Origin of the sequence: Ruegeria sp. SCSIO 43209, assembly GCF_019904295.1 — a bacterium.
GTDB lineage: Bacteria > Pseudomonadota > Alphaproteobacteria > Rhodobacterales > Rhodobacteraceae > Ruegeria.
This window is the reverse complement of record NZ_CP065359.1, coordinates 888,538-907,830: the sequence shown is the minus strand read 5'-3', so window position 1 is coordinate 907,830 and position 19,293 is coordinate 888,538. Positions and strand designations below refer to the sequence as shown.

Annotated in this window: 24 protein-coding genes and 1 tRNA gene; 10 read left to right on the top strand and 15 right to left on the bottom strand. The window is 57.5% G+C overall.

Annotated elements, in window-relative coordinates:
- Positions 1-15: 15 nt before the first annotated feature.
- Positions 16-345, bottom strand: a complete 330-nt coding sequence (locus I5192_RS04615; RefSeq protein ID WP_170422295.1) for a sarcosine oxidase subunit delta — start codon at positions 343-345, stop codon at positions 16-18.
- 88 nt (positions 346-433) lie between these two features.
- On the bottom strand, positions 434-1,678 hold the full coding sequence (locus tag I5192_RS04610; RefSeq protein WP_223117865.1) for a sarcosine oxidase subunit beta family protein: 1,245 nt from the start codon (positions 1,676-1,678) through the stop codon (positions 434-436).
- Between the two features lie 178 nt (positions 1,679-1,856).
- On the opposite strand from I5192_RS04610, the gene ccmI reads away from it, so the two are divergent.
- From ccmI to I5192_RS04595, 3 genes are read left to right on the top strand one after another with little or no spacing between them, the layout of a single operon-like run.
- On the top strand, positions 1,857-3,077 hold the full coding sequence (gene ccmI, locus I5192_RS04605) for a c-type cytochrome biogenesis protein CcmI (protein ID WP_223117864.1): 1,221 nt from the start codon (positions 1,857-1,859) through the stop codon (positions 3,075-3,077).
- Positions 3,074-3,538 carry a Holliday junction resolvase RuvX gene (ruvX, locus tag I5192_RS04600; RefSeq protein WP_170403288.1) on the top strand — a complete coding sequence of 155 codons (465 nt, stop codon included), beginning with the start codon at positions 3,074-3,076 and terminating at the stop codon, positions 3,536-3,538. Before ccmI ends, ruvX begins: the two co-directional genes overlap by 4 nt.
- A 17-nt stretch (positions 3,539-3,555) precedes the next feature.
- Positions 3,556-3,789, top strand: coding sequence for a DUF1289 domain-containing protein (locus tag I5192_RS04595; protein ID WP_170396339.1), 234 nt, complete (start codon positions 3,556-3,558; stop codon positions 3,787-3,789).
- A gap of 9 nt (positions 3,790-3,798) precedes the next feature.
- Here I5192_RS04595 and I5192_RS04590 read toward each other — a convergent pair whose 3' ends face one another.
- From I5192_RS04590 to I5192_RS04560, 7 genes are all read right to left on the bottom strand, one after another.
- Positions 3,799-3,999, bottom strand: coding sequence for a hypothetical protein (locus tag I5192_RS04590; protein ID WP_223117863.1), 201 nt, complete (start codon positions 3,997-3,999; stop codon positions 3,799-3,801).
- Between the two features lie 280 nt (positions 4,000-4,279).
- Positions 4,280-5,008 (bottom strand): STAS/SEC14 domain-containing protein, encoded by a 729-nt coding sequence (locus tag I5192_RS04585; protein ID WP_170396335.1) that lies wholly within the window; start codon positions 5,006-5,008, stop codon positions 4,280-4,282.
- Between the two features lie 36 nt (positions 5,009-5,044).
- Complete coding sequence (locus I5192_RS04580; protein ID WP_223117862.1) at positions 5,045-5,830, bottom strand: hypothetical protein; 786 nt, start codon at positions 5,828-5,830, stop codon at positions 5,045-5,047.
- Positions 5,824-6,648, bottom strand: a complete 825-nt coding sequence (locus I5192_RS04575) for a sulfite exporter TauE/SafE family protein (protein WP_170511906.1) — start codon at positions 6,646-6,648, stop codon at positions 5,824-5,826. The genes I5192_RS04580 and I5192_RS04575 overlap by 7 nt, the downstream gene beginning before the upstream one ends.
- Before the next feature lie 28 nt (positions 6,649-6,676).
- Positions 6,677-7,696, bottom strand: a complete 1,020-nt coding sequence (gene dusA, locus I5192_RS04570; RefSeq protein ID WP_223117861.1) for a tRNA dihydrouridine(20/20a) synthase DusA — start codon at positions 7,694-7,696, stop codon at positions 6,677-6,679.
- 92 nt (positions 7,697-7,788) lie between these two features.
- Positions 7,789-7,865: transfer RNA gene (locus I5192_RS04565), tRNA-His, on the bottom strand.
- 47 nt (positions 7,866-7,912) lie between these two features.
- Complete coding sequence (locus I5192_RS04560; RefSeq protein ID WP_170597945.1) at positions 7,913-8,395, bottom strand: GNAT family N-acetyltransferase; 483 nt, start codon at positions 8,393-8,395, stop codon at positions 7,913-7,915.
- A 78-nt stretch (positions 8,396-8,473) separates the two neighbouring features.
- Here I5192_RS04560 and I5192_RS04555 point away from each other — a divergent pair, with 78 nt between their 5' ends.
- Positions 8,474-8,662, top strand: a complete 189-nt coding sequence (locus I5192_RS04555) for a DUF6324 family protein (protein ID WP_170396325.1) — start codon at positions 8,474-8,476, stop codon at positions 8,660-8,662.
- Here the strand turns inward: I5192_RS04555 and I5192_RS04550 are convergent.
- Positions 8,659-9,090, bottom strand: coding sequence for an MmcB family DNA repair protein (locus tag I5192_RS04550; RefSeq protein WP_170396323.1), 432 nt, complete (start codon positions 9,088-9,090; stop codon positions 8,659-8,661). The genes I5192_RS04555 and I5192_RS04550 overlap by 4 nt on opposite strands.
- A 105-nt stretch (positions 9,091-9,195) precedes the next feature.
- On the opposite strand from I5192_RS04550, the gene I5192_RS04545 reads away from it, so the two are divergent.
- Both I5192_RS04545 and I5192_RS04540 read left to right on the top strand, forming a co-directional pair.
- On the top strand, positions 9,196-9,516 hold the full coding sequence (locus tag I5192_RS04545) for a helix-turn-helix transcriptional regulator (RefSeq protein ID WP_223117860.1): 321 nt from the start codon (positions 9,196-9,198) through the stop codon (positions 9,514-9,516).
- Positions 9,513-9,938 carry an SRPBCC domain-containing protein gene (locus tag I5192_RS04540; protein WP_170396319.1) on the top strand — a complete coding sequence of 142 codons (426 nt, stop codon included), beginning with the start codon at positions 9,513-9,515 and terminating at the stop codon, positions 9,936-9,938. Before I5192_RS04545 ends, I5192_RS04540 begins: the two co-directional genes overlap by 4 nt.
- A 215-nt stretch (positions 9,939-10,153) precedes the next feature.
- On the opposite strand, the gene I5192_RS04535 is transcribed toward I5192_RS04540, so the two are convergent.
- From I5192_RS04535 to ribB, 4 genes are read right to left on the bottom strand one after another with little or no spacing between them, the layout of a single operon-like run.
- Positions 10,154-10,459: a hypothetical protein gene (locus I5192_RS04535; RefSeq protein WP_223117859.1), complete on the bottom strand. Its 306-nt coding sequence runs from the start codon at positions 10,457-10,459 to the stop codon at positions 10,154-10,156.
- 59 nt (positions 10,460-10,518) lie between these two features.
- Positions 10,519-11,001: a transcription antitermination factor NusB gene (gene nusB / locus I5192_RS04530; RefSeq protein ID WP_170396315.1), complete on the bottom strand. Its 483-nt coding sequence runs from the start codon at positions 10,999-11,001 to the stop codon at positions 10,519-10,521.
- On the bottom strand, positions 10,998-11,549 hold the full coding sequence (locus I5192_RS04525) for a 6,7-dimethyl-8-ribityllumazine synthase (RefSeq protein WP_170396313.1): 552 nt from the start codon (positions 11,547-11,549) through the stop codon (positions 10,998-11,000). Before I5192_RS04525 ends, nusB begins: the two co-directional genes overlap by 4 nt.
- A 2-nt stretch (positions 11,550-11,551) precedes the next feature.
- Positions 11,552-12,673: a 3,4-dihydroxy-2-butanone-4-phosphate synthase gene (gene ribB, locus I5192_RS04520; RefSeq protein WP_170800266.1), complete on the bottom strand. Its 1,122-nt coding sequence runs from the start codon at positions 12,671-12,673 to the stop codon at positions 11,552-11,554.
- Between the two features lie 319 nt (positions 12,674-12,992).
- On the opposite strand from ribB, the gene I5192_RS04515 reads away from it, so the two are divergent.
- A complete protein-coding gene (locus I5192_RS04515; RefSeq protein WP_255612051.1) occupies positions 12,993-14,048 on the top strand; it encodes a phosphatase PAP2 family protein in 1,056 nt (351 codons plus the stop codon).
- 3 nt (positions 14,049-14,051) lie between these two features.
- Here I5192_RS04515 and I5192_RS04510 read toward each other — a convergent pair whose 3' ends face one another.
- Positions 14,052-14,639 carry a riboflavin synthase gene (locus I5192_RS04510; protein WP_170396310.1) on the bottom strand — a complete coding sequence of 196 codons (588 nt, stop codon included), beginning with the start codon at positions 14,637-14,639 and terminating at the stop codon, positions 14,052-14,054.
- Between the two features lie 140 nt (positions 14,640-14,779).
- Between I5192_RS04510 and I5192_RS04505 the strand changes: the two genes are divergently transcribed.
- From I5192_RS04505 to I5192_RS04495, 3 genes are all read left to right on the top strand, one after another.
- Positions 14,780-16,078: a capsule biosynthesis protein gene (locus I5192_RS04505; RefSeq protein WP_223117858.1), complete on the top strand. Its 1,299-nt coding sequence runs from the start codon at positions 14,780-14,782 to the stop codon at positions 16,076-16,078.
- 122 nt (positions 16,079-16,200) lie between these two features.
- A complete protein-coding gene (locus I5192_RS04500) occupies positions 16,201-17,292 on the top strand; it encodes a polysaccharide biosynthesis/export family protein (protein ID WP_255612050.1) in 1,092 nt (363 codons plus the stop codon).
- A 3-nt stretch (positions 17,293-17,295) separates the two neighbouring features.
- Positions 17,296-19,293, top strand: a complete 1,998-nt coding sequence (locus tag I5192_RS04495; RefSeq protein ID WP_223117857.1) for a capsular polysaccharide biosynthesis protein — start codon at positions 17,296-17,298, stop codon at positions 19,291-19,293.

The following is a 19,293-nucleotide window of genomic DNA, read 5'->3' as shown; positions in this document are numbered from 1 at the left end:
GGATGGCTGTACAGATCATTTGTACTCTCTCCACGTCCAGCCGGGACGCTTGGCGGTGATGGCGTCCTTGATCTCTTGGGGCGGCTCGGTTGTCTGCGCCGAATAGGTGCCAAAGACCTCAAGCGTGTTCGTACAGCGCGCGGCGTGGAACCACTTGCCGCACCCATTGGCATGGCGCCAGCGTTCGAAATGAACGCCCTTGGGGTTTTCGCGCATGAACAGGTAGTCGTGGAACTCATCATCTGACGAGCCCGGGCCATAACGCTTCAAATGCGCCTCGCCACCTGCAGCCAGTTCAGTTTCTTCGGCTTCGACGCCGCAATAGGGGCATTTCAAGATCAGCATGTGATCATCCTCTTGGCAGCAGGCGAGACGTATCTGCCTGCAGATTCTGCGTGACGGGCGTGCGAGATTTTTCGACGAAAAATCTTCATCAGTGCGCCACCCCGGCCGCGACGCTTTCGTCGATGAAGCGGCCTTCTTTGAAACGATCCAGCGAGAAGGCTTCGGTCAGTGGTGAATGCCCCGTGGCCATCAGCTGTGCCATGCCCCAGCCCGATCCCGGAATGGCCTTGAAGCCGCCGGTGCCCCAGCCTGCATTGATAAAGCAGCCACTAAGCGGTGTTTTCGACAGGATGGGTGAACGGTCGCCGGTCATATCCACAATACCGCCCCACTGGCGCAGCATTTTCAGGCGCGAGATCATCGGGAAAGTTTCGACCAATGCGCGTACCGTTTCCTCGATATGATGGAAGCTGCCGCGCTGGGTATAGTTGTTGAACCCGTCCGTGCCACCACCAATCACCATCTCGCCCTTGTCGGACTGAGACATGTAGCCGTGTACGGTGTTCGCCATCACAACGACATCCATGCAGGGTTTGATCGGCTCGGATACCAGCGCCTGCAGCGCGACGGCTTCCAGTGGCAGTCGGAAACCCGCCATCTCAGCCAACTGGCCGGAATGCCCCGCAACCACGATCCCCAGCTTGTCACAATCGATGGCCCCTTTTGTGGTATCGACCCCGACAACACGACCGTTTTCGGACCGGACGCCGGTGACTTCGCATTTCTGGATGATGTCCATACCCATGGCCGAGCATGCACGGGCATAGCCCCATGCCACCGCATCATGGCGCGCGGTCCCACCACGTTCCTGCCAAAGCCCGCCCAGAACCGGATAGCGCGGACCTTCCAGATTAATGATCGGCACCAGTTCTTTCACACGCTCGGGCCCAATCCATTCGGTCTGAACACCCTGCAGCGCATTCGCATGCGCAGTACGCTGATAGCCGCGAATCTCGTGCTGGGTCTGCGCCAGCATGATTACGCCACGCGGACTGAACATGATGTTATAGTTCAGTTCCTGGCTTAGATCTTCGTAGAGACCGCGAGCCTTTTCGTAAATCGCCGCTGACGGGTCCTGCAGATAGTTCGATCGGATGATGGTCGTGTTCCGACCGGTGTTGCCACCGCCCAACCAGCCTTTTTCTATTACGGCGACGTTCTGGATGCCGTAGTTCTTGCCAAGATAGTAGGCTGTTGCCAAACCGTGACCGCCGGCCCCGACGATAATGACGTCATAGCGCTTCTTAGGCTCTGGCGAACGCCATGCGCGCTCCCATCCGGTGTGATAGCGCAGCGCTTCGCGCGCTACAGCAAAGGCTGAGTAGTGTTTCATGTGCGAATCCGTCCGGTCTTCGATGATTGGGCGCAGGTATGCCGTGCCCATACATTTTAACCCTGCCGCGCAACGCCGCAATAATGCACTATTGCGACATGAGCGCCCTTCGCGGCTATTTGTCCCTTTTTTCCATGCGCCGACAGGTCTAAGTCAGGGCAACCATTTTGGAGGGACCATGCCGTTCTGGGTTCTCATCTTCTTGATCGCGCTGCTGATCGCGATTTTCCTGGGTTACACGATGCTGCGCGGTCGTCGCGGCACCGGCCCGACAGCTGCTTATGATCTGCGAGTCTATCGTGAACAGCTAGCAGGCGTTGACAAAGACTTGGCGCGCGGCGTGATCGCGAAAGCTGATGCCGAGCGTGTACGCACGGAAATCTCGCGCCGTATCCTGGCTGCAGACGCGCAGATGCGCAATGAAGACAAAGGCACCGGGCCATCACGCTTGGTTACCATAATAGCGTTCCTCGCCATGGCCGCCGTTCTGGTTGGTGGCGGGTTGGCGATGTATCGCCAGTTGGGTGCTGCCGGTTTCCCTGACATGCCCCTTTCAGTTCGTCTGGAAATGGCAGAAGACCTGCGCGAAAATCGACCCAGCCAGGCTGAGGCCGAGGGCATTGCCACACCGCTCCAGACGCCTCCGCTGGACGAAAGCTATGCAACTTTGCTGAACCGGCTGCGCGAAACTGTGGCCGAACGCCCCGATGATCTGCAAGGCCATACCCTGCTGGCACAGCATGAAACCAACGCGGGGAACTTCAAAGCAGGGTATGAGGCACAAACCCGTGTGATCGAACTGTCGGGTGACGACGCTTCGGCTCAGGCCTATTCGGATCAGGCCGAGATGATGATTCTGGCCGCTGGCGGCTACGTCTCACCAGAAGCGGAAGCCGCCTTGCGACAGGCGCTTGAGCGCAATCAGCGCTTGGGTCCTGCCCGGTATTATTGGGGGCAGATGCTGGCACAGACCGGGCGGCCTGATATGGCCTATCGCGTTTGGGTCGAAACCCTTAACGACGCCCCGGCTGGCGCCCCATGGGCGAATGCCATCCGGTCACAGATCGATGAATTGGCATTCCGCGCAGGCGTGTTTAACACACCCGACTTTTCTGCTGCATCCGGCCCTAGCCAGGACGATGTAAATGCCGCTGCCGAGATGTCGCCAGAAGAACGACAAGAAATGATCCGCGGCATGGTCGATGGCCTTTCGGACCGCCTTGCGACCGAGGGCGGGACACCCGAGGAGTGGGCACGCCTGATTGCCGCCTTGGGCGTGCTGGGCGAAGGCCAACGCGCCATCAAAATCAGGAACGAAGCCAAGGAAGTATTTGCGGGTAACGCTGAAGCGTTGGAGATGATCGACGCTGCCGCGCTGCAGGCCGGAATCGCTCAATGATCCACGACGCGTTCGAAGACTTCGCAGCATCCCTGCCCCCAATGTCAGCCCTGATGGGGCTGGATCTGGGAGAAAAGACCATCGGCGTTTCCGTCTCGGACCGGATGCGCGGCGTGGCCACCCCGCTTGAGACGGTACGACGCAAGAAATTCACACTGGATTCCGCGCGTTTGATCGAGATTGTGACCGAGCGTGAGATCGGCGGCATTATTCTCGGACTGCCGCGCAACATGGATGGCAGCGAAGGGCCGCGCTGCCAGTCAACCCGCGCCTTCGCACGAAACATGACCCGTTTGACCGATCTGCCCATCGGTTTCTGGGACGAACGACTAAGCACCGTTGCGGCAGAAAAAGCACTGCTTGAGGCGGATACGACACGAAAACGTCGCGGACAGGTTATTGATCACGTCGCAGCAGGTTATATTCTGCAAGGCGCGCTGGACAGACTGCGCTTTCTTTGACGGATCGGAAAACGCCCATGACGAATATGGTTTGGAAACGGGACGAGGTCGAAAGCCCTTGCATCCAAATCTGCGTCGTTCACCCGACCGAACGTATCTGCACCGGCTGCTACCGCACCATTGACGAGATCACGCGCTGGTCAAAGATGGACAGCACCGAACGGGCCGAAATCATGCAGGATCTGCCGGAACGCAAACCCCGTCTGGCAAAGCGCCGTGGTGGCCGTGCCGCCCGGCTGCAAGGGTCCTGATCCGCAAGCCTAGTATTTTGGCGACCGCGTAGGCTTAAGATCACTCAGAGATTCGTGATCCCGCAACTCAGAACCGAACAGTTCAACCAGCTCGTTCTGGGTTGTCGTCTTTGCAGGTCGCGGGCGCAACTCAACTTCCAACTCGTGGCTTTCAGCCTGTTCGGGAGTGTCCTTCGAAAGAATGCGCTTTAGTACTGAGCGAAAAATCATTGCTCTTCCAATATGTAATAAACGACGCGCCACTGCGGGACCGTTCCGAACACCGAGGGGGAAGAGTCCGGAAGCTGTGTTTGAGTGAGTGGTGGCCCACAGCGACGCGAAACAGCTTGTTGCCTCTCCCTCTAAATCCGGGACAGGTAAGGACTTTTTAAGTTATTTGACCAACCAGTCAATAATAGCGCTAACTTAAAGTTGCATTCCGTAACGTCAACGCAAAAAAGAACAATGCCTATGTTTACAAGGCATTGTTTCTGAACCATTTTTAGAGCATTTAGCCAGTCGCAAGCCAGGTTTTTGCATTCTCGTATTCCTCAGCCGGGAAATACTGGGTCCGCGTTCCCAGAACATGGCTGGCCATGCGTTGCGCCATTTTTTGCCATGTCTTGTCACCGACAATCGCTGCACGATCCAGCATCCCAATATGACCAGCCGCCAGTCTGAAATGGGCTGCCATTGCAGTCAGACCCTGCCAACCATCGAACTCGCGCAGATCGATCAACAGGCGAAACCCGTCACGTTCGCGCAACAGCGCATCAAGATCGGTTTGAGCCTGACCGTATTCCTGTGAATCCAGTTTGCCCATCAGGCTGATCTGCACGCAAGGTCCGCCCAGATCCGTCACGTGGATCGCCCCGAGAGATTCGCGCATCCAGCGACGCGCTTCCTCCACCTCATCCATTCCAAAAACGTGCACCGGGCAAGGCAGGATCGGGGCAGCCAGGCGGACGCTTGTTTGCACCCATCCCTGGTCCGCCACAACGCCAATCCGGTCGAATCCGCGCCAATGGCTGAGCCCCAACTTGGTATCAGACCATGCGGCGCCCAGATCATATCCCTTGAACTCGGACCCAACGATCGCCAGCAGACGTATGGCGTCGTGCTCTTCCAATGCGGCCTCAATAGCGGGAACAAGCGTGCTCGCGTAATCTGCGCTAGTGACCTCGCCCGACAGCTCGACCTCAATAAGGGCACCATCTGCATTCGTGTGAACCGTAATCATCGAACCAACTCTCCAAAGCCAAACAATGGCAGGAGGTTACGGGGATTCGAGCCATTGCGCCACACCACCAGGCAACTGAGGGCGGAAATAGGCGATCATCCGTCCATCCGGTCCAGCGCTGGCATTCGGACCCCATGGTGCAACACCATGCAGACAGTGGCGGTGCAACAGATAGGCTTCGCCCGGGCGCGCCGGTAGCTCGAGGCGCGGACAGGTCTCGAATACTTCGCGGCGCGCAGCCTGATAGACATCTGTGATATCGGCCTCGCCCAATTCATGCCGCGGCACCTTCTTCATCGCGGACCGAAAAGCATCGCCGAGGATTTTGTGGCTTCCCTCCCACAGCACCATTGGTGCTGCGTCCACACTGGCCTCGGTAAGTGGGATACCCAATATCCAGGCATGAGGTTCATCCACCCGCCGTCGTCGATCAGGGCCAGCTGGCTTGAGCCCGTCCACATGCGCCGCATCTCGCCGCGCACGATACCGCGCCGCAGCCTCGCTTTCGCCACGCCGGGGTTGAGGGTAGCCCGGATATATTACCGACACCTGCCCTTTGTGCAGATCAATCGATCCAAACTGCTGGTGTGCCAGTTCGATGGCCGCGCCCGCCAGTGCAGGCGAACCCGCGACCCTGCCCTGCGCATCATTATCCAGTGCATCAACGCCAATGAACCACGTGCCATCGCAATCGTGCCAAGCTGCATGAGCCGGATCGCTGACGGACGCACGCGCAGTGCGAAGAGCGTGCGCCACCCAATCCGCCAACGCTCCATCATAAGGAAACTTTACCCAACCTAGCTCGTAAAACGACGCTACCACCCCAACGCCTTTCTCAGCATATTCAGAGCAACCAGGGTAAGGAATACCGCGAAGACCCGCCTGAGCGGCTTCGGATCCATCGCATGCGCCAGCTTAACGCCCCACGGGGCGGTGATCATAGTCATCGCAACGACGATACCGAAAGCCACCAGATTGACCGCGCCAATGGTCAGCGGCGGGCGATGCTCCGGAGCGATGTTGAGAAATAAAAAACCCAGCACCGACGGGACAGCGATGATCACGCCAAAGCCCGCTGCGGTCGCAACCGCCCGGTGGATCGGGGTGTTATAAAGGCTCATCAATGGAACGCCGAAACTGCCCCCGCCAATTCCCATCAGTACCGACAGAAACCCTACCGAAGGGGAAAGCGCGGCGCGGCGCAATCCTTTGGGCATCGCATCCCCCAACCGCCACTCGGATTTACCCAATCCAAGATAGATGCCGATAACCATGCCAAGCATGCCGAACAGCGCCTGCAAAAACTCTGTCCTCAGAGCTGAAGCCACCAGAACACCGATCACCGCACCCACCGCTATGCCTGGCCCCCAGCCGCGCAGGATGCCCCAATCCACCGCGCCTTTCTTGTTATGGCTAAGAACCGATCGGATCGACGTTACAATGATCGTGGCCAGCGAAGTTGCGAGGCATAGCTGCATCAGCTGAGGCCCGCCATATCCAAGTGTCTGAAACGCATAGAAAAACGCGGGCACCAGAACGATTCCACCGCCAACGCCCAAAAGCCCAGCCAACACCCCGGCCAAAGCGCCGATCACAAGCAAAAGGCCCAGCATCTGGGCCAGCAACATCGTCTCGGGCATCATTCCCCCATAGCGGCTCGAAGCCGTCTTAGCCTACCTGTTCCACCTGCGATAGCGCTGCGATAGAGTCCAGAGCCTGCAGGATCACTTCTGGGCCGGCATTCTCGCGCACAGCACCTTCGGAGAGCATCCGCCGCCATCCCCGCGCACCGGGACGCCCCGCGAACAGGCCCAGCATATGCCGCGTGATCTGGTGCAATCGACCACCGTCGACAAGATGCGCCTCGACATAGGGCAGCATATTCTGCACCACTTCAATGGGATCCGCGACGCTGCCCGTTCCAAAGATCAACGGGTCCGCAGCCGCCAGAATATCTGTCGGTTGGTGATAGGCGGCACGACCGATCATGACACCATCAAGCCCAGCCTCCAGATGCTGTTGCGCCTTAGCAAGCGACGTAATGCCACCATTGATCGAGATATGCATGTCCGAAAAATCAGCCTTCATCCGATGCACCAGATCATAATCCAGTGGCGGAATATCTCTGTTTTCCTTGGGACTTAACCCCTGCAACCAAGCTTTGCGCGCATGGATCGTCACCCGCCGACAACCGGCCTTGCGAATCTGGTCGAGGAATGCAGGTAGCACTTCTGAAGGTTCCTGTTCGTCAACACCGATACGGCATTTCACCGTGACTTCGACCTTCACCGCCTCGCGCATCGCCGCAACGCACTCCGCGACTTTTTCGGGTGCGCGCATCAATACCGCACCGAATGTCCCTGATTGCACACGGTCAGACGGACACCCACAGTTCAAGTTGATCTCGTCATATCCGGCTTCAGCCCCCAGCTTGGCCGCCTGCGCCAATTCCTGCGGGTCCGAACCCCCTAGCTGCAACGCAACCGGGTGTTCCTGAGGATTAAAGTCCAGCAGATGCAGCGCGCCGCCGCGCACCAAAGCAGGCGCTGTGACCATTTCAGTATAAAGCAAGGTCTCAGAACTCAGCAAACGATGCAGAAACCGGCAATTCTTGTCGGTCCAATCCATCATGGGTGCAACAGACAGTCTCGCATTTCTACGGATGTCTACAGGTTTCTTATCCGGCATATCTTGCTCATGTCATCGGAACGCAGCTTTCGCCAAGTACCGGGTATACAGAAAGACCTGCAACCGGCAAACCGTTCTTGGGTTTTGGGAGATGGTACCGCCTCCCTGGCTTGAACAGGGGACCTCTGGATCCACAATCCAGCGCTCTAACCAACTGAGCTAAGGCGGCACTTGTGAGGGGCGATTTAGCGAAGGCGTACGGGGATTGCAAGGGGATTAAAGCTGAATTCGCCAGCTTTGTTCGACCAGATCGACACCGAAGGAATGCACCGGCTTGCTGTCGACAAGCTCCCACCCAAACGCACGATACAGCCCGCAAGCGGCGGCGTGACTCTCATGGGTCCACAGCACCATCTGGCGATATCCTGCGTCGCGGGCGAAACCCATGCAGGCGGTCAGTAGCCGCTTGCCCAGCCCCTGTCCACGAGCCTCGGGCAGCAGCAGAAACAACCGCAGCTTGGCGGTTTGATCATCCAGCCTGACACAGAAAATACTACCCAAACGATCCCCGTCGCACTCGGCGATCCAGCCTTGTTCGCAAGTTGGATCATGATCCGCGATGAATTCCGTCAGAATGCGGGCAACCAGTGGGCCGAAACTGTCATCAAACCCTTCGTCACGGGAATAGAGCACGTCATGCTGTTCTACCAGCCACGGCGCATCCTCGGCGCGGAAAGGTCTGAGCGTTGCCGTCTCCATGCCCTATCTGAACCCATAGTCGGCTTGATTCTCAACCCATCGCGCGTTAGCACCAAAGCGCATTTCCCGGAGGCGAACATGAGCATCAATACCGAACGCGATATCGAAGCGAACCTGCAGATCGGCCCTACCGATCATGGTATGGTGCGGCTGTTCATTGAAGGTGCCGGTATTGAGATTCCAATGGATTTCGACCCCGAAGAGGCCGAAGAAATCGCCGAGGAAATCCGCGCCGCAGCCCAAGCCGCGCGCGCCATCAAAAGCTAAACCCTGGGGTCGCGCAAAGCCTGCAACCGACGTGCAGAATCCATCGCGAATTTCTGAACCATCTTTTTGCGCCGCGCCGGGGCCAGCTTGCTTTCTGGCCCCATACGGATGATTTCGGCATCATAGGCATCAGCGATGATCAAGCCTGTTTCCGCAGGTAGAAGCTCGGTCGGGAAATCCGTATCAACCGCCCAAAAGAATCGGTCACACCAGTCAAGATAGCCCTGCCATTTGGAATCCGACTGATAATCGGCGCGGCTGGATTTACACTCGACCACCCATATCTCACCCTTAGGGCCCAGCCCCATCACATCGACACGCAACCCTCGGGTGGGGACAAATTCTTCAATCGAAACATAGCCGTGGGTCAACAAGTGACGCGAAACACCACGGGCCAGCTTTTGTCCGGGCTGCATAATTAGTGTCATTCCGAGAATGTGAACAATTCATGAACAAAAATCAAGCAGCTTGACATGGTACCATTTGGTATCGCAATAATATGAAACCAAATGGTATCCAATAAGAGGTGCCCGATGAAGACACAGACCCAAAACGCATTTCGCGCTCTGGCGGACCCGACCCGCCGCGACATCGTTCAGATGCTGGCAGCGCAGGATATGACGATCGCTCAACTAACCGAACGTTTCGACATGACTCGCGCGGCCGTCAAAAAGCATCTGACCGTTTTGTCCGACGGAGGATTGATCACCGTCGAAGCTCGTGGACGCGAACGCATCAATCGCCTTGAACCCAAAGGAATGGCTCCGGTTCTGGACTGGCTCAGCTACTTCGACCGGTTCTGGGATGATCGCCTCGCAATTCTGAAGAAAGCTATCGAAGGGAATAAGAAATGACAGACGCAGTTTTGCAGAAAACAATCTTTCTCCGCGCTACACCAGAAATCGTTTGGGACTATTTGACTGATCCCGACCGGCTGGCCGAGTGGTTTCACAAACCCGAACGTCCCCTTGCTGCTGGACAAAAGCTTGAGATGTTCGGGACGACCAGTGGCGACCTTCTGATTTGGGGTGAAGTGCGTGAAGCGAGACGTCCAGAGTATCTTGAATATACATTCACCATTAAACCGATGGGCGGCGCCGAAAGTGTGGTCAAGTGGACGCTGGAACCCGTCGCCGGCGGTACACGCCTTGGACTGCTGCACGAGGGCTTACCTCAAGGGGCTGACGCCTTTGGCCTGATCCTTTCGCTGGATGACGGATGGGATGAACATTTCGGCAAGATGCGCACCGCATTGCACGAAACTGTTGATGCTTAACCCCTTGTGCGAACCTGCTTCAGGCCCTACTTAGGCCCGTGGCGGGTTCTGCCCTTCTTGTGACAGGTAGCATTCTGGTGGCCTTAAGCAATTCCGAGGGGGCTGGCTCTGTTCAGGTCCTGGCCTGATTACCTGGCGCCCACCTGTACATACAGGTCCTCGGGAATCAAACCGCACGGTTGACTGGTGGTCCCGCCACATATTTACCTAATAAATCAGCGCCCTACGCGCACTTCCTGTTTGATCGGCGCAGGCTTCAAACCATGAGCAATCGGTGTTCCACCACGTGGTTTGTTCGGCTTCTCAGCCATGCTCATGATCGCATAGGCGAACTGCACACCCGCAAAGACGATCCCGTTCATGAACCAGATCATAGCCAACGCGATCAGACCAATTTCCGAACTGGTGATCAGATGCCGTAGATTGGCCACGTTGAGCGCCAGCAGCACCCCGACAAAGACGGCCGAGATCACAAAGCCACAGATGACTTGCGTAATGTAGAGACGGACCAGTTTGGGCATGGCGAACCTCCTTGCGCTGTGATGGTGAGTCTAGCGCATGCTGGGTCGCGGTAAAGGCGTCAGAACGCCTCGGGCTGGGCTTCGCGCGCCATGTGATCCAGCACAGCGTTCACGAATTTGGGCTCTTTGCCTTCCGGGAAGAACGCACGTGCGACATCGACGAATTCGGTGATCACGACCTTTGGCGGCGTGTCGCTCTGGGTCAACTCAGCCCCGGCCGCGCGAAACACAGCGCGCAGGGTCGGATCGATGCGCGCAATGGGCCATTTGGCGACCAATGCACGATCGGTCATCTGGTCGATGGTGGCCTGATAGTTCACGGCGTCATCCACCAATTTACGGAAGACACTGATATCGCCATCCAGCATCTCATCCCCCTCGTAGACCGCGCCAAACCGATGATCCAGAAACTCATTCACAACCTGTTCAGTCGTCTGGCCCGACTGCTCCATCTGGAACAGCGCCTGCACGGCATAAAGCCGGGCGGCGGATTTCATCAGGCGTTTCTGGTTGGCCGGTTTCGGCGCGTCTGTCTGGGTCATGCTGTCGTGGGTCCGTTGCTGTCGCCCGCCACAAGGATGGACTCGGACGGTGGCTTGAAGCCCACGCCCTTTTTGGAAGAGCCCCACTTACGGCTGAGCGCGATCAGATGCAAGGCCGCAGCCGCCGCTCCACCGCCTTTATTCATCTTTTCGGGGTTTGCACGTACCTCGGCCTGTTCGTCGTTTTCGACAGTCAGGATGCCATTGCCGATCAGCAGGCCCTGCAGGCCCATCAACTGGATTGCACGGCTAGAGTCGTTGCAGACGGTTTCATAATGCGTCGTCTCGCCCCGAATGACACAGCCCAACGCGACATAGCCGTCGTAGTTGCACTGACGGTCGGCCATGGCGATTGTGGTCGGGATTTCCAGCGCACCGGGCACTTCGACCACGTCGCAGGTTCCGCCTGCGGCCTCGATCTCAGCCTTGGCACCAGCGACCATGTTGTCGGCGATGGCACGGTAGAACGGAGCCACCACCAGCAGCAGTTTCACCGGCTTGTCGAAGCTGGGAGTCGGCAGAATGCCATGTTTGTCTTTTTCAGCCATTATCAGTCTTCCTTGAGGATCGAGCGGGTGCCGACGATTGACAGTCCAAACGCGTCGAGCCCCAGATACACGGTTTCAGGCGAGTCTGTCAGCAACACCAGTTCCTGAATACCCATCTTGGACAGGATCTGCGCACCCAGACCGGTTTGCTTGATCGTGCGCGGGCCTTCGTCGTCTGCGGCATACAGCGAATTTCGCGGCTGACGGAAAAGGCAAACGACGCCGCGCCCCTCTTCGGCGATCTTTTCCATCGCGCGGGGCAGCTCTCGTGAAGATTTCGGGCCAAGACCCAGAATATCGGGCGCTTCATGCAGGGCGTGGGTCCGGGTCAGGACCGGCTCGGGCGTTGTGATGTCGCCCTTGATCATGACAACGTGTTCGATACCGTGGGTCTGGTCGGTGAAAATCCGCATCTCCCATTCGCCACCGTATTCGGAATTCACTGTCTCGCGCGAAGTTTCAACTACCAGATTGTCGTTACGCGAGCGATAGGCGATCAGATCACTGATCGTGCCGATCTTCATGTCATGCTCTTTGGCGAAGGCGACCAGATCAGGCAGGCGCGCCATTGTGCCATCGGGCTTCATGATCTCGCAGATCACGCCCGAGGGGTTCAGCCCGGCCAGACGCGAGATATCAACGGCGGCCTCGGTGTGCCCCGCCCGCACCAGTACCCCGCCCCTTTTTGCGCGCAGCGGGAAGATATGGCCAGGTGTCGCGATATGCGCCATTGTGTTCTGCTCATTGATTGCCGTCGCCACAGTCAGCGCGCGATCAGCGGCCGATATTCCCGTCGAAACTCCCTCGCGGGCTTCTATCGACACGGTGAAGGCTGTCTCATGACGCGACGAGTTGTTCACCGCCATCATCGGCAGGCCCAGACTGTCGATCCGTTCCGCTGTCATCGGCAGGCAGATCAACCCGCGCCCATGGGTCGCCATGAAATTGATCGCCTCTGCGTCAGCGAACTCAGCCGCGATCACCAGATCACCCTCATTCTCGCGGTCCTCATGATCCACAAGAATGTACATCCGGCCCTTACGGGCCTCTTCGATGATCTCTTCAATCGGACTGATCGCCTCGCGCAATTGGGCCTCTACCGGTCCGGGGGTTTCAAAACTCATAGGGCAGCCTTTCGCACAACGGGTTTGAATGGCGGGATAGACCAGAGTGGACGCAAAGACCAGCCTGTAAGCACTGCGAGACAGATTGAAATGCCCAGCGCTATAGGGCCAGCGATGAAATCTGGTGCCAACTCAGTTTACCAATCCTATGCGCCAGTTTTGACTTAGGCCTTTTCTGAGCATTGTTGCCAATAGCTGAACCTTTAGGCCGGTTGCGTGAGCTTTGTCCACAAATTGCCCCAATTGGGCCCTTGGATCGCCTGATATCCTAGGCACCAGTCATTGTATAATGTCCTAGCTAGACGAGAATTTGAGCCCAGTGTCTAAGACCGCTGATCTGCCCGCTGCAAATTTCGTGCGTTTAAGCGCCCTTCGGCGAAACAGGCTGCTGCTATCACTCATTGCACTGCAGATGGTCTATGCCATTGCCGTTAGCATCTATGTAGGACGGTCATATTGGGATTTTTCGACCTCTTCCCTGATTGTCATCTCAGTTCGTCTGCTTGGTTTCATGTTCGCAAATTTCGTTCTTTGGCGACTTGGCGTTGCCATGTTCGTCGTGCGACCCAAAAAGCCAATTCAATGGATGTTGCAAGATCTGCGATCCAAGATGGCAGATGTTGAAAATGCGACCGATGCGGTTATCTGCTTTCTCAGCATCGTCGCACTTATCCTGACCTATACCTTCCTGAAGAACGAAATACATGCTGTGAACCCGACGCTCTGGGATGAGCAATTTGTGCAATGGGACCGGTTTCTGCACGGCGGCGTCGATCCGTGGACCTTGCTATGGCCCATTTTGGGATCCCCGATCGTAACCACAGCGGTGAATGGCGCCTATCACATCTGGTTTCCCATGATTTACATCGCGGTTTGCGTCGCCTGTCTGGACCGCAGTGACCCGAACCGCAGCACCGTTTTTCTGGTAGCGTTTGCACTGTGCTGGTTTGTAGGCGGCAATGTGATTGCAACCATCTTTGCCTCGGTTGGTCCCGTTTACTACGAACCCTTCAATCTTGGCTCTGACTTCGTTCCGCAGATGGAGCTGTTACGCAAATCACACGAAATCAGCCCGGTCTGGGCGCTGAATGTGCAAGAAATGCTGTTGGATGGTTATCGGAATAATGGGCTAGCAGGCGGAATCTCGGCGATGCCCAGCATGCATGTTGCCTCTACCGTGCTGCTGGCGTTCTACGGCTTCACCTATTCGCGTTGGCTCGGCTGGGCGCTGTCGGTGTTTGCCTTCATCATCTTACTAGGCTCGGTTCACCTCGCCTGGCACTACGCCATCGACGGGTATGTCTCAATCCTGCTGGCTTCATGCTTCTGGTGGCTGTCCAGGAGGCTGACGGCCAAATTTGGACCTTCCACCTGAAGGTCAGGACATCTCGGCCAGTCGCGCGACGTATCGGGCCAGGGTATCGATCTCAAGGTTCACGCGATCACCAACCGAGACGTCACCCCATGTGGTGACCTCTTTGGTGTGAGGGATGAAGTTGATACCAAAGTCACACCCGTCCACATCATTAACCGTCAGCGATGTGCCGTTCAGTGCAACGGACCCTTTCGGAGCGATAAACCGGGCCAGATTGGCCGGCGCCCGCAATGTCACCCGCGTGCTGTCACCCTCGTCTATCACAGAGACCACCTCTGCCACGCCATCCACGTGGCCCGAGACGATGTGCCCTCCCAATTCATCCCCGACTTTCAAGGCACGTTCCAGGTTGACGCGTTTGCCCACCTGCCAACTGTCCAGATTGGTTTTCGAAACCGTCTCAGCGCTAATCTGCACATCATACCAATCATCGCCCAACGCGATGACGGTTAGGCAGACGCCGTCACTTGCGATTGAAGCGCCAATATCAATGCCCGCCGTTTCATAGCTTGTCTTGATCCGTGCCCGCAGGTCTCCCTGCTGGTCCAGTTCGGTAACGGTGCCAATATCGGTGACGATCCCTGTGAACATATCATTAACCCTCTGAACCTAGATTCAATAGCCGAGGTAAAGGCACGCCGCTCTACCGGCAAGCCCTGCCTTGCCGCGAAAATGACAAAGAGGCATAATTTTATACAAACGCACCAAAAGTCACCACACGAGCAGACCGCATGATCCCTTTGGCCAACAGCCCTAACCGGCGTGTGTTCCTGTTTCTACAAGGACCGCATGGCCCGTTCTTTAACGCGCTTGGTCGGATGCTGCGTGCTGCGGGTGCCCAGGTCTGGCGGGTTGGCTTCAACGCGGGTGATCAGGCCTTCTGGGGCGACAAATCCAGCTATATTCCGTATCGCGGTGCGCCCGACGACTGGCCAGAAACCTTCAGCGATTTGCTCGCCCACCACGGTGTGACCGATATCGTGTTATATGGAGACACCCGGCCCGTGCACGCACGAGCCATCGAAATTGCCAATGCGCGCAGGATCACGGTTCATGTGTTTGAAGAAGGTTACCTTCGCCCCTGGTGGGTGACTTACGAACGAAGTGGCTCGAACGGAAATTCGCGTCTAATGAAACTGGACGTGGCACAGATGCAAACGGCGCTTGCACAATCCGAAGGTCACGCGCCTCCACCTCCGTCTCACTGGGGGGATATGCGCCAGCACATCTTTTACGGTGCGCTCTATCACTGGTTTGTGCTGTTTCTGAACCGCAGATATCAGAAATTCCGACCACATCGAGAGCTGCCGGTTTCGAAAGAGTTTCGTTTGTACTTCAAACGTCTGAGTCTGATGCCCATTCACAGGCTACAGCGGGGTTGGGCCACAGCACAGGTCAGATGGAGCGGTTTTCCATACCATCTTGTGTTGCTTCAATTGGGCCATGACAGTTCGGTGCAGTACCACTCGGATTTTTCCTGTATGTCCGAGTTTCTCGAATTGGTGATCGCCGGATTCGCCAAAGGCGCCCCTGCGCATCAACACCTTGTCATCAAGGAACACCCGCTTGAGAACCACCGTGAACCGCTGCGGCTGCGGGCGCGCCAGCTTGCGGCACAGCACGGCATCACAAACCGAATTCACTATGTGCCCGGTGGTAAGCTGGCCAGGTTGCTAGACGATGCAAAATCCGCCGTGACGGTGAATTCCACGGCAGGCCAGCAGGTTCTATGGCGTGGCATACCTTTGCGAATTTTTGGGCAGTCGGTTTATGACAAGCCCGAATTCGTATCTCGGCAATCGATTGAGGCATTCTTTGCCCAGCCAGATGCCCCGGGCGGCAAGGCCTATCGGGCCTATCGCCAATTTCTTCTGGAAACCTGCCAAGTCCCCGGGGGGTTCTATTCTCGCCAAGGGCGTCGTCAATTGCTGCGGCGGGCGGCTGACATGATGCTATCGGCTCAGGACCCCTATCAAGGGTTGCTCTCCGATAAAGAGGCCACAACGCCACAGTTGCGCGTTGTTGAATGATCGCGGGCAACCTGCTGCTGGATGTTTCGAAGCGATGCGGGTAACCTTCACAAAACAAAGACGATTGAGGTAAATCGGCAGTGCAGCGCTTTCCTACCCGATGGATCCGGGGGGTTTCCCTTGTGGCGACCCTTGGCCTGCTGGCAGCATGCCAGCTTCCCAAATCCGGGCCGAACAAAAACGAAATTCTAGCCGGGTCGGTCGAAAACGGGGGTAACGCCTTTGTGGTTGAGGTCGACGACCGTGTTGCGCGGGCCACATCGGTGATTCCGCAATACGGGTTTTCGAAATCCTTCCGCAGCGCGCAAAGCGTCGCATCCGATACCGTACGCCCCGGCGATATTCTGAGCCTCAGCATCTGGGAAAATGTCGAGGATGGGTTGCTAAGTTCCGCAGCCGGTGGCGCCACCGTTCTGGATCAGGTGCAGGTCGACAGCGAAGGTTACATATTTGTCCCTTATGCCGGGCGGCTGCGTGCGGCGGGCAATACGCCCGAGCAGCTCCGCACGTTGATTTCCTCGAAGCTGGAAGAACAGACTCCGGATCCGCAAGTCCAGGTGTCGCGTACTCCGGGCGATGGGTCGACCGTTTCTCTGACCGGAACTATCGGCGCGCCGGGAATCTATCCGATTGAGCGACCGACTGGCTCGTTGTCGACCATGCTCGCGCAAGCAGGCGGGGTGGCAGTTGCATCCGATATCGCATTGGTCACTGTGATCAGGGGCAAGCAAAGAGGAACCATCTGGTACGACGATCTGTTCCGCAACCCGGAAACCGATATCGCCCTGCGCGGCGGCGATCGCATTCTGGTCGAACAGGACAGCCGCTCATACATCGCGCTGGGTTCGACCGGCGGGCAATCCCGCGTGGCCTTTGAAAGTCAGGACCTATCCGCCCTTGAGGCGCTGGCACAGGTCGGAGGCCTACAGCCGCTATCTTCAGACCCGACCGGTATTTTTGTTCTGCGTGAGGAACGGCAGGATGTGGCGCGCAATGTCATGGGACGTCCCGAGCTACAGGGTGATCAGCGCATGATCTATTTGCTGAACCTGACCGCACCCAATGGCCTGTTCATCGCCCGCGATTTCGTGATCCGAGACGATGACACGATATATGTCACCGAGGCCCCATATGCACAGTGGAGCAAATCTGTCTCGCTGATTGCCGGAGGTCTGACGCCATTTGCGAATGTGGCGACGCTTACGGGTAACTGATGAATGCTCTCTGAACCGGAGAACACGGCCGGGGGCGAACGCTCCCGGCTTTTTGTTTACAACGGTGGGTTCCTGACACAGTCGCGGCTGCGTCGTATATTGTCTCTGGCCGGGTATGACATCCGGCTTGGTCTGCCACAGCCAGACGATCTGGTCGGGGTCTGGGGCAACAGCCCGACAGCCCATCGGGGCATGGGTATCGCGCAGAAACGCGATGTGCCCGTCCTGAGGGTCGAAGACGCGTTCCTGCGGTCTCTGCACCCTGGACGAAGCGGTGAGGCACCCATGGGTCTGTTGTTGGATCGATCGGGTCTGCATTTTGATCCGAGTGTGCCTTCGGATCTGGAAACTCTGTTAGCCACGCATCCGCTGGATGACACCGCCCTGCTGGATCGCGCGCGAGGCGCAATCGCGCGCATTCGAGAGCTGCATCTGAGCAAATACTCGGCCTTTGACCTTGATCTGACGCCTCCCGATCCTGGCTACGTTCTAGTGATCGACCAGACGCAGGGAGATGCTGCCGTCACCGCAAGCAACGGCGACTATGCACGGTTCCGCGAGATGCTGGTAATCGCGCAAGAGGAAAACCCTGGTGCGCGTATCATCATCAAAAGCCACCCCGAAACCACGGCAGGCCACCGCAAGGGATACTTTTCCGATCAGGATCTGAGTGACAGAATATCGATCCTCGACAGCCCCATAAGTCCATGGTCGCTACTTGAAGGGGCCATCGGGGTTTACACGCTGTCCTCGCAGATGGGATTTGAGGCGATATTGGCCGGGCACAAACCTCGCGTGTTCGGGCAACCATTCTACGCTGGGTGGGGGCTGACGCAAGATGATGCACCCCTGCTCCGTCGCCAACGGAATCTTACGCGGGCGCAGCTTTTTGCAGCTGCGATGATCTTGTATCCGCGTTGGTATGATCCCTACCATGATCGCCTGTGCGAATTGGAATGCGTGCTCGATACGCTTGAGGCGCAAACCCGAGCTTGGCGGCAGGACCACAAAGGCTGGACCGCCTCCGGGATGCGGGTATGGAAACGCCGCCACCTGCAACGCATTTTCGGCCAGCACCATAAGGTGCGTTTCGTGGCCGAGCAGCCAGAGAACACCAAACAACCCCATATGGTCTGGGCCAGCCGAGCCGGTGAGACGCTGAATGCAACCCGGATTGAGGATGGCTTTTTACGATCCCGCGGGTTGGGCGCGGAGCTGGTTCCACCGCTGTCGCTGGTGACCGATGATATCGGCATCTACTACGATCCAACGCATCCCAGCCGCCTGGAGGAATGGATCACCACGCGCGAAACCTTGCGCCCTGATCAGAGGCTCCGCGCCGAGCGGCTGACAGCCCGGCTGCTGACCGAGGGCCTAAGCAAGTACAACATCGGCCACCCCGCCCCGGACCTACCGAAGGGGCGTCGCGTTCTAGTGCCAGGTCAGGTTGAAGATGACGCCTCGATCCGGCTGGGAACAAGCAATATCCGCACCAATCTCGATCTGCTGCGCGCGGCGCGCGAGGCCAATCCCGACGCTGTGTTGATCTATAAACCTCATCCGGATGTCGAAGCTGGTCTGCGCGACGGCAAAATCGAAACTGATCTGGCCGATGTCATTGTAGAAGGCACCGATCCTGCCACCCTGCTTGGACAGGTGGATGAAGTCTGGACTATGACCTCTCTGCTGGGGTTCGAGGCTTTGCTGCGCGGCGTCCGGGTCACCACACTCGGCGCACCGTTCTACGCCGGTTGGGGGCTGACAACGGATCTGGGGGCAGTGCCTGCGCGACGTGGCGCGCGGCCTTCGTTGATGGGATTGGTGCACGCAACCCTGATCGACTACCCGCGCTATTTCGACCCACAGACGGGGCAGGCCTGCCCTGTAGAAATCGCGGTTGAACGGCTTGCGCAAGGTACGCCATCCCCTACCGGACCCGTAAATCGCATCTTGTCCAAATTTCAGGGCGCACTGGCGACGCATGCGCATTGGTGGCGCTGA

Coding starts and splice junctions, on each gene's coding strand:
- I5192_RS04615 (WP_170422295.1), bottom strand. CDS start 345: ATGCTGATCTTGAAATGCCCCTATTGCGGCGTCGAAGCCGAAGAAACT.
- I5192_RS04610 (WP_223117865.1), bottom strand. CDS start 1,678: ATGAAACACTACTCAGCCTTTGCTGTAGCGCGCGAAGCGCTGCGCTAT.
- ccmI (WP_223117864.1), top strand. CDS start 1,857: ATGCCGTTCTGGGTTCTCATCTTCTTGATCGCGCTGCTGATCGCGATT.
- ruvX (WP_170403288.1), top strand. CDS start 3,074: ATGATCCACGACGCGTTCGAAGACTTCGCAGCATCCCTGCCCCCAATG.
- I5192_RS04595 (WP_170396339.1), top strand. CDS start 3,556: ATGACGAATATGGTTTGGAAACGGGACGAGGTCGAAAGCCCTTGCATC.
- I5192_RS04590 (WP_223117863.1), bottom strand. CDS start 3,999: ATGATTTTTCGCTCAGTACTAAAGCGCATTCTTTCGAAGGACACTCCC.
- I5192_RS04585 (WP_170396335.1), bottom strand. CDS start 5,008: ATGATTACGGTTCACACGAATGCAGATGGTGCCCTTATTGAGGTCGAG.
- I5192_RS04575 (WP_170511906.1), bottom strand. CDS start 6,648: ATGCCCGAGACGATGTTGCTGGCCCAGATGCTGGGCCTTTTGCTTGTG.
- dusA (WP_223117861.1), bottom strand. CDS start 7,696: ATGCCGGATAAGAAACCTGTAGACATCCGTAGAAATGCGAGACTGTCT.
- I5192_RS04560 (WP_170597945.1), bottom strand. CDS start 8,395: ATGGAGACGGCAACGCTCAGACCTTTCCGCGCCGAGGATGCGCCGTGG.
- I5192_RS04555 (WP_170396325.1), top strand. CDS start 8,474: ATGAGCATCAATACCGAACGCGATATCGAAGCGAACCTGCAGATCGGC.
- I5192_RS04550 (WP_170396323.1), bottom strand. CDS start 9,090: ATGACACTAATTATGCAGCCCGGACAAAAGCTGGCCCGTGGTGTTTCG.
- I5192_RS04545 (WP_223117860.1), top strand. CDS start 9,196: ATGAAGACACAGACCCAAAACGCATTTCGCGCTCTGGCGGACCCGACC.
- I5192_RS04540 (WP_170396319.1), top strand. CDS start 9,513: ATGACAGACGCAGTTTTGCAGAAAACAATCTTTCTCCGCGCTACACCA.
- I5192_RS04535 (WP_223117859.1), bottom strand. CDS start 10,459: ATGCCCAAACTGGTCCGTCTCTACATTACGCAAGTCATCTGTGGCTTT.
- nusB (WP_170396315.1), bottom strand. CDS start 11,001: ATGACCCAGACAGACGCGCCGAAACCGGCCAACCAGAAACGCCTGATG.
- I5192_RS04525 (WP_170396313.1), bottom strand. CDS start 11,549: ATGGCTGAAAAAGACAAACATGGCATTCTGCCGACTCCCAGCTTCGAC.
- ribB (WP_170800266.1), bottom strand. CDS start 12,673: ATGAGTTTTGAAACCCCCGGACCGGTAGAGGCCCAATTGCGCGAGGCG.
- I5192_RS04510 (WP_170396310.1), bottom strand. CDS start 14,639: ATGTTCACAGGGATCGTCACCGATATTGGCACCGTTACCGAACTGGAC.
- I5192_RS04505 (WP_223117858.1), top strand. CDS start 14,780: ATGATCCCTTTGGCCAACAGCCCTAACCGGCGTGTGTTCCTGTTTCTA.
- I5192_RS04495 (WP_223117857.1), top strand. CDS start 17,296: ATGCTCTCTGAACCGGAGAACACGGCCGGGGGCGAACGCTCCCGGCTT.